Consider the following 9,222-nt stretch of genomic DNA (forward strand, 5'->3'; position numbering starts at 1 on the left):
AGTGGATAAAATAAAGGTCAGTGCTATACTGAAAAATTAGGGTAAGAAATCCCCAACTGCTCATAGCCAAATCGTTGTGCGTCATACTCGGTGAACGGAACGAAAAAAGAATAAATCCAATAATTAATAAGTTAAAATGAAAAGAATCACTGTTTTTTGCGGTTCAAGTTTTGGAAATGAAAAAGATTACGAAGTTAAAGCATTCCAACTAGGCGAAATAATGGCAAGTAATAATATTGAATTGGTTTATGGCGGAGCAAAAGTTGGACTTATGGGAGCAGTTGCTGACGGAATTATAAGTAAAAACGGAAAAGCAATCGGAGTTTTGCCTAGTTTTTTATCAAACAAAGAAATTGCTCACGAAAACTTAACCGAACTTATAATTGTGGAAAGTATGCACGAACGAAAAACTAAAATGAATGAATTGTGCGATGGAGTAATTGCATTGCCTGGAGGTTTTGGAACGTTAGAGGAATTTTTTGAAATGCTAACTTGGGGACAACTTGGATTACATAAAAAACCAATTGGAATTTTAAATGTTGGCGGTTTTTATGATTTGTTAATCCAATTTATTGAAAATATAGTTGAAAAAGGATTTTTAAAAGAAATAAATCAAGAAATGATAATTGTAAGTGATAATGCAGAAGAATTATTAACCAAAATGAGAAATTATATTGCGCCAGAAGTTGGAAAATGGATAAAAAAGGGAAATGAATAAATAAAAGTACGAACGCACAACACCGTGTATAATTAATGGCTAGTCCTTGCCTACTTATGAAAATCCTCGCGGATTTTCTATTCGGTTTGTATTTGCTAAATTAGGTGCTTAAACACGCCACTAATCATACACATCAACGTTGTAAAACATTTGCTGAACTGAATGAAAAGAATACTAATCTTAATACCAATCATAATTTTATCAATGGGATTTTCTCTATTTAATAAAACATCAAAAGAAGACAAATTTTGGAATTGGTTTTCTAAACATCAACAAACCTATTACAATGAAGTGGAAAATCTTGAAATTCGAGAAAAAATATTTAATGATTTATCGACCGAATTAAAGAAAGTTCATCAGGATTTAGTATTTGAATTTAGCCCAATCCACGAAAGCGGAATAAGAGAATTTACGATTTCAGCAGAGGGAATTAAAGAGGTTTTTCCAATAGTTGAACAATTAGTGGAAAAAGCACCTAAAATTGAGAATTGGCAATTTAATGCTTTCAGACAAAGAATTCCTGGAGACGAATTTGAAATCCAATATGGAGATTTTAAAATTGGATATTCGGATATTTATTTTAGATACGTAGATGGTGAATATGGAAAAATCGGAATTGAATTGAACATTCGAGATTTTGATGATAGTGGACAATCTAAAAATGCAATCTATATTTTATTAGATGGATTAATTGGAGAATATGACATAACTATGGGAATTGATTGGATTGAATGGATAAAATTGGACGAATCAAATATTGAAACACTGAATCCAATAACCAGTTTGAGAACACTAATTGACCAAAAGAAAAATTAATAAAAAACGTTTTACAACACCGTATATAATTTATTGCTAGTTCTAGCCTACTTACGAAAATCCTCTCGGATTTTCTATTCGGTTTGTATTTGCTAAATTAGGTGCTTAAAACACGCAACAAACCATATACAAACACGTTGGCAACAAGCTAAAAAACGAACTCAACGAGAAAAAATGAATTCAAGAACAATCGAGAAAAATATTGGAAAACCGACAAAAATCGATTGGAAAAAACCGAAAGCAATTGGAAGTTCATCATTTTATCTAAAGTCTTTTAAAGCAAAAAATAATTCGACGGAATTTATAAAAGAAAACTCTAAATGTAGTTTTGAAAAATATTCAGGTGGAATTCTTTTAAGGTCAAACTTGTCTAATAAAACAAGTGTGTTGACAATAAAAGAATCAGAAATCGAATACATAAAATTAATACGTGGAAAAGAAAGTGTTGAACCTCTGACTTTATCACCAATGTGGATTATGTTGAAATTAGGAGTTTCTAAATTAATTGCAAGATATTTTAGAATTGTGCTCGGAGAATATTCAATCGACGAAATGAAATTAAAAATCGAGACCGAAAATCAAATTATGGAATTCACACAAAACGGATATATATTTGAAAGACAATTGAGTTTCTTTAAAAACCTGAATTACGGAAAAAAATTAATAATTGAAATGAACGAATAAAAATAAAAATCGGAACGAAAAAAAGAAAGCCAGTTGCCAACACCGTATATAATTTATTGCTGGCTTCTTGCCTACTTGCGAAAGTCCTCGCGGACTTTCTTTGTCCGTAATTATTTACTAAATTAGTTGCTTGAAATACGCAACAAACCATATACCACAACGTTGTACACAATATAACCCAACATAATGAATAGAAAAATAATTACAATTTTCCTTCTAGCAATATTCACAAACTTTGGATATTCTCAATCGGACAAAATCAATATCAAAACCGAAAATTTGACAGAAGCGAATTATCTAAAAATGGATGATTTTTATTTAACTCATTACTTATACATTGACTTGTTTTTACGAGAAAATCTGTTTCCAGAAGCAAACCCAGAAGATGTTTCCTCAATTTTAAAAGCTTTGAAAAAATATGTTTCAGTAGAAAACAAACTAGACATTGAAATTGAAAAACCTGGAAAAAGGAATTACTTAATCCGATTCGCAATTTTAAAGAAAGATGACGGAACTGAACTTTTAATAGCTTTCACGAATTGGAGCGTTAAGAAAAAAGAGTTTGAAAAAGATATTAAAATGGAAAATGATTCCTATACGAGATGGTATTTCCTAAATGGAAACAAAATGACTTACCGAAAAGATATGTCTGACCAAAGCGACTATTCAACCATGAATAAATCTGATTTGGCTAATGCTTATCTATTCGATGAAATATCTGAAAATGATTCAGAGATAAAAAATACAATAGACGAATATCTAAATCAAAGCGAATTAAGTGTTTCAGATAAAATTATGGCGAATTTAATTTTATTGAAATACCAAATTTTTCAAAAAGAGAACGATAATGTGACTAAACAAACTGAATACGTAACTGAACTATTTGAGAAAAATAAGTCGGAATCTAATTTAAGAGGTTTACAAGCAGCATTTAATGCGACAAAATTTCAAATAGAATTAAGTAAATAAATACTGTGTACAACAATGGCTATAAGTAATTGCTTGTTCTCGACTACTTTGGAAATTCCTGCGGAATTTCCAACTTGGTGTGTACTTGCAAAGTTAAGTGCTAAACCACGCAACTACTCATAGCCGAGACGTTGCCCACAAGTTGACCAAACCCGAACGCAAGTTATTTGACATCATAATTATCGGCTGATTAAGAATAAAAACAAATCATCGGAATTGAATTAACTCAACCGAATTGAAAAACTGTGCGGAATTGAAAAACTAAGCGGAATAAAAAACTGTGCGGAATTAGTTGCGCTGACTTAAACGCTCGCCAAATGTTTGTACATTTTTTCGAACCAAACGCAAATCATCATCTTTTTGGCTGAATAGCAGAAACGATAAAAGTTACGGCTGACTCAAACTCTGAATGGACTCGCCAAAAACCTGCGACCTGCATCGAAAAAGGCACAATTTTCAATCGCTTGGGATTAGCACCTTTGACGACAAACATTCGTTCAAAAATTGACTGAATAAATGGCGGAATAAAAAGCGGAATAAAAAAGCGCAACCGATTTTTTCCCGGAGAATTAAAAGTAATTTATCGGACTAAAAAGCTGAATATCAAATTAAACTATTTAAAAACGAGCTGAACTAAAACAACGCGGAATAAAAACCTGTGGGCAACAATGGCTATAAAAAATAGCTACAAAGTGCTTAATCCAAAGTTTTTGTCTATTTTTATTCTCAGTTATTAATCCGAAAAGTTTGCGCTGATTTGCACGCTACTTTTCATAGCCCAAACCGTTGTGTGCAATTTGACCAAACCAATGAAACATATTTTTATAATCATAATTCTTTCAACTTTTTGGGCTTGTAATTCCAAAAAAGATAATGCGGTTTCAAAAATCAAAAACCCAAATCCAGAAATAGTAATGCAGAAAAAATTAAGTGGAAAAGAAGTCGTTGCGGAATTGGAAAAATTAAGTTATTTCAATCTGACCAGCGAATCTGAATTGGACACAGTTAAAGCTGATTTTGCAAAATCGTTTTCCGACTTGAAGTTTTTTCAAGGACCAACACGAGGGGAAACACTGAATTTTATGGACAATCGCTATCATTGGGTAGATTGTGAGGAACTCTTTGAGATTGGAGGATTAACAGAATATTTAGCTCAAGTTAAACCGACTTTTAAAAAACTAGGATTGGAATTAGAATACGCAAACGAAAAAAGCGAACAAGACCAAAATAGTTGGAAACACACAATCGAACTGAACGGAATTGAATACATAGCGTTTGACGGACAATTTTCTGACTTGGATTGGGGAATTGCATATGTCAATTTTATAGAAATGTTGAACGCTGAATTAAGAAGACAAAATTCGGACGAACAGTTTTACCCTGTAAATTCAAAAAATGATGGAATGTTTGTTTTACTAACCCCAAAACAACTGGATTTTGTATTGAGAAATTATTCAGTTAAAAATGAAAACCCAACAATAATGAGTACTTGGAAAAGTATGAATGGACTCTAAAAAACTGCACACAACACCGTATAAAATTAATGGCTAGTTCTCGCCTACTTACGAAAATCCTTGCGGATTTTCTATCTAGTGTTTATTTGCTAAATTAGGTGCTTAAACACGCCACTAATCTTATACAACAACGTTGTGTGTAATGCGAAAAAACAAATTAACATCCGTAAAATATTGAATTTAATTGTAACATAACTTAAAGACAACAGACAAATCAGTAACTAAAACTTAAACTGTGAATACAAAAATATTAATGATAGCAAGTTCAATATTCCTAATGATTTCTGGACTTGCATTGACCTTTATTCCGGAAGAAATAACTGAATATCTGAATGCAGGTACAAACCAAACTTCAGTTCTATTATTACAAATTTTGGGTTCTTTATACTTGGGATTTGGAATGCTCAATTGGATGACAAAAAATAACTTAATTGGCGGAATTTATAGCCGACCTTTAGTTATAGGTAATTTGGCCCATTTTTTAGTATCATCTTTTGCATTAATCAAAATAGTCGGAAAATACTCTGAAAGCGAATTTCCAATTATTCTTACTATAACTATAATATATGCTGTTTTTACTTTGTGTTTTGGTTATGTATTTATGAAAAATCCGAATAAAGTAGCGGGTACGAATTGAAAAGTATGAATAGAAAGAAAACGGAATAAAAGTAGAACGAAAAACAAAGATAGTGGAAAGCACTACACACAACACCGTATATAATTTATTGCTAGTTCTAGCCTACTTACGAAAATCCTCGCGGATTTTCTATTTGGTTTGTATTTGCTAAATTAGGTGCTTAAAACACGCAACAAATCATATACAAACACGTTAGCAAACATTTTCGGGGTGCTTATAAAAGTTATGCCGTGCCGTTTTGAGATATCACATTCGTGGAAAAAGGTGGACGGTGCACTCGGACGCAAGCAAGCTGATTTTTCCGTACTCAATCCCTAAAAAACGATCTCTCTTAAATTAGATCCGGCGGTTTTGGGTGTTTAATACCTTGGAAAAGGTTGATGGCTTACTCATGCGCAAATGGATTTTAGCTTCTTTCGGAGGGATGCGCAAGCAGTTCGCAGGACTTTCTTACTCAGACGCACGCAATACGCAAGCAGTGCGCTGACTTTTCCGTACTCAGTCTCAAAAAAAGGAAAAACGATTTGCTAACAAAACCTATGCGTAATGCGGCGAATGGTGCTTTATTAAATGGTTTATGTATCTTTATAAGATCGCAAAATCAGTTTGATTTTGCTTTAGGATAAAAAAAGAAAAAACAAAACAAACTGCTTTTGCTCGGTGCTAGCTGTGAATTCTCTTAATTTCTGCTTCCGCACTACGCATAGCTAGGCCGTTATCTTTAATGATGGCCAAGTTTTTGAAGTTTCCATATAATTCAACTTTTTTGATTATATTTGTCTTGTAAATGGACAACTGAACCGAATGGAAAAAAGATTTGAAGTCGTTTTTCTTGAGCAAGCTATTGACTTTATGTCAAAGGTCGACAAGAAAGCAAAATCGAAGATTTACTATAATCTCGACAAAGCTAAGCTTGGACTTGACCCAAAATTGTTCAAAAAACTAACAGAGGATATTTGGGAATTCAGGACTAAATATGCAGGACTTCAATACCGACTTTTCGCATTCTGGGACAGAACTGGAAAAACCGAAACGCTTGTGATTTCTACTCATGGAATGGTCAAAAAAACGGATAAAGTTCCAAAAGCTGAAATCGAAAAAGCAAAACAGATTCGGACGGAATATTTCGAGCAATAAAAAACAAGATTATGGCAACAAAAAGGAAAAAGATGAAAATGATGACCCTTGACCAAATGAAGGACAAGGATATCGGGAAAATTGGAACAGCGGACAGGGACAAGTACGAATTCGATTTGCGAATGGAGGTTCTCGGCGAAATGATAAAGTCAGTCAGAAAAGAAAGGAAATTGACCCAAGAGCAACTAGGCGAATTAATTGGAGTTCAAAAGTCTCAAATTTCAAAATTAGAGCGTAGCGCGAAAAATGTGACTATCGAAACAATTTTAAAAGTTTTCAGCGCATTAAAGGCAAACATTAAGTTCAGCGTACAAATGAACGAGGCAGAATTTAAGGTAGCGTAGAAATCACTAAAGATAACAAAACCTATAAACAATACGGGCTTAGGGCTTAATCGCAGGGTTTGTGTATTTTTATGAAGTCCGCAAAATCTTTGCGATTTTGCTTTTTAGCGGGAAAAAGAAAAAAGAAAACCAAAAGATTTCGCTATGTGCATGGCGGAAAGCAAACGCCAGTTTGCTCCCGTACTGTTCATAGCTAGAACGTTAGCAAAAATTATGAAAAAATACTTTTCAACCATATTAACCCTTTTGTTTTTAATGCCAATATTGGCTTTTTCACAACTTTCAGTTGAGGAACATTTGGGAATGGAAAATCTTAATAATCCAAAGGTTTTTGAATCCAAAATTTTATTTGCGAAAACAACAAAGGATGTTTGGGACGGAAAATCGTTTTCATCGATAATCATTTCTGACCTAAACGGAGAAAATCAAATCAAGCTAACCGAAAATGAATATGATTACGACCCAAAGTGGTCTAAGGACGGAAAATGGATTTCCTTTATTTCTTACCGCAACAATCTGCAACAAATTTATATTGTACCAAAACTCGGCGGAGAGCCAAAACTGGTTTCTGATGCGCAAAATTACATATCCAACTATCGATGGCTGAATGAAAATATTATTGCCTACGTAGATGATGAACCACGTGATAGTACTTTGGTAGCAAAAGAAGAAATAAATGGAGGCGCTTATCAAGTAGGCACCGAATTTTACACGAATGCTCTTTGGACATACAATATTGATTCTGGTACAAAGAAAAAAATCACAGACGGGAACTTTAGAATAATTGACTTAGATGTGAGTGAAGACGGTAAAAAACTTGCAGTCTTAGCAGCAAAAAACTACGACACCTACGAATCAATAACAAATAATTGGGTAGCGATAATCGACATTGAAAGTGGTAACACAATCTACAAATTCAATGATGCCAATTCTTTAAGCAATCCTAAATTTTCCCCTTCTGGTAAATTACTTGCTTTTGTAGGCAATACCGAGGGATTTGCTTCCAATGATGGACTTTTCATTGGAAATATTGAATCTGGAGAAACTGAAAACATAACTTATGAATTTGACCCAACTATCGAAAAAATTCAATGGATTGACGATAAAAACATTAGTTTCTCTACGCCAAAAAATGGTTATACAGGTCTTTACAATTTAAATATCAAAGGCAAAGTTACTACAATCATAAATCCATACTGGGTAATTTATGATTTTCAGATTATCAACAAGCAAATTTACTATACCGCCTCACGAAGTTCAAAAATAAAACAACTTTACAAATTGAATCTCGGCGAAAATCCAGAAAGTGCCTTGCAAATAACCAATCTGAATTCGGGACTACAGTCGAAAATTAAAACTTCAAGCACGATTCTAGACTATGTGAGTAAAGACGGCACAGAAGTTCAAGGAATTGTAACATATCCAATAAAATATGACAATTCTAAAACTTACGCACTTATGGTAATACCACACGGTGGACCAGATGCGGTAGTTATGGACGATTTTAACTGGATGGGGCAATTTTTCGCTGACAATGGATATGTTGTATTCCAACCGAATTTTAGAGGCAGTATTGGATATGGCAGAGATTTTTATGCTGGTAATAGAAACGCTTTTGGACATACTGACTTTGAAGATATAATCGCGGGAATTGACAAACTAATCGAATTGAAGATAGTGGATGAAAATAGAATTGTAATAGGTGGTTGGAGTTATGGCGGTTATATGGCAAATTGGGCTATAACGCAAACCAATAGATTTAAGGCTTCAATTAGTGTTGCCGGAGTATCTAATTTGGTAAGTCTGTATGGACAACACGAATTTAGCAACAGAAAAGTCGGACTTTGGGAATATAAAGCATTACCAATTGATAATGTTGAAAACTATCGAAAAGCATCGCCTATATTTTTCGTTAAGAATGTAAAAACTCCACTTCTAATATTGCATGGAGCAAACGACACAAGAAGTCCGACATTACAGGCTTGGGAAATGTATCGAGCAATGAAAGATGCTAATAAAGAAGTAGAAATGATTCTTTACCCGAGAGCAGGTCATAATATTTCAAATCCTGTACAATTCAAAAGTGTACTGAATAAATGGCTAAATTGGGCTGATAGTCACATTGGGGAAAAATAACTTTTGCTAACAATATATAAAAAAAATAGGGCGGTAAGTGCTATTCCAATTGGTTTGGGCGTGTTTATGAAGTCGCCAAACCTTTTGATTTGGCTTTTAGAATAATAAGGTAAAAACAAAATGCAAAAGATTCGGCTTGTGGCTAAACGGAAAGGAAATTGCTAACCACCTGCCCTACTTTTCTTATACTAACCGTTACCTGCAAGCTGAAAAAAATCCGAACTAAGCAAGAAACTAAACGGAATTGAAGAATCGGAATGAAAATAT

General features: G+C 33.5%; 9 protein-coding genes. All 9 read left to right on the forward strand.

Annotation, left to right across the window (positions count from 1 at the left end):
* The first annotated feature begins 136 nt into the window (after nt 1-136).
* A complete protein-coding gene (locus U1E44_RS16465; protein ID WP_322932214.1) occupies nt 137-718 on the forward strand; it encodes an LOG family protein in 582 nt (193 codons plus the stop codon).
* Nucleotides 719-880: 162 nt separating this feature from the next.
* Nucleotides 881-1,534: a hypothetical protein gene (locus U1E44_RS16470; RefSeq protein ID WP_215936480.1), complete on the forward strand. Its 654-nt coding sequence runs from the start codon at nt 881-883 to the stop codon at nt 1,532-1,534.
* A gap of 174 nt (nt 1,535-1,708) precedes the next feature.
* Nucleotides 1,709-2,218 carry a hypothetical protein gene (locus U1E44_RS16475; protein ID WP_322932215.1) on the forward strand — a complete coding sequence of 170 codons (510 nt, stop codon included), beginning with the start codon at nt 1,709-1,711 and terminating at the stop codon, nt 2,216-2,218.
* A gap of 186 nt (nt 2,219-2,404) precedes the next feature.
* Entirely contained in the window at nt 2,405-3,187 is a 783-nt protein-coding gene (locus U1E44_RS16480; RefSeq protein ID WP_322932216.1) for a hypothetical protein, read from the forward strand.
* Between the two features lie 809 nt (nt 3,188-3,996).
* Nucleotides 3,997-4,701: a hypothetical protein gene (locus U1E44_RS16485; RefSeq protein WP_322932217.1), complete on the forward strand. Its 705-nt coding sequence runs from the start codon at nt 3,997-3,999 to the stop codon at nt 4,699-4,701.
* 235 nt (nt 4,702-4,936) lie between these two features.
* A complete protein-coding gene (locus U1E44_RS16490; RefSeq protein ID WP_322932218.1) occupies nt 4,937-5,338 on the forward strand; it encodes a hypothetical protein in 402 nt (133 codons plus the stop codon).
* A gap of 804 nt (nt 5,339-6,142) precedes the next feature.
* Nucleotides 6,143-6,475 (forward strand): type II toxin-antitoxin system RelE/ParE family toxin, encoded by a 333-nt coding sequence (locus tag U1E44_RS16495; protein ID WP_322932219.1) that lies wholly within the window; start codon nt 6,143-6,145, stop codon nt 6,473-6,475.
* 11 nt (nt 6,476-6,486) lie between these two features.
* Nucleotides 6,487-6,819 (forward strand): helix-turn-helix domain-containing protein, encoded by a 333-nt coding sequence (locus tag U1E44_RS16500; protein ID WP_322932220.1) that lies wholly within the window; start codon nt 6,487-6,489, stop codon nt 6,817-6,819.
* Nucleotides 6,820-6,969: 150 nt separating this feature from the next.
* Complete coding sequence (locus U1E44_RS16505; RefSeq protein ID WP_322932221.1) at nt 6,970-8,955, forward strand: S9 family peptidase; 1,986 nt, start codon at nt 6,970-6,972, stop codon at nt 8,953-8,955.
* Nucleotides 8,956-9,222 lie beyond the last annotated feature (267 nt).

It is taken from the genome of Aurantibrevibacter litoralis (assembly GCF_034651555.1).
Classification (GTDB): domain Bacteria; phylum Bacteroidota; class Bacteroidia; order Flavobacteriales; family Flavobacteriaceae; genus Aurantibrevibacter; species Aurantibrevibacter litoralis.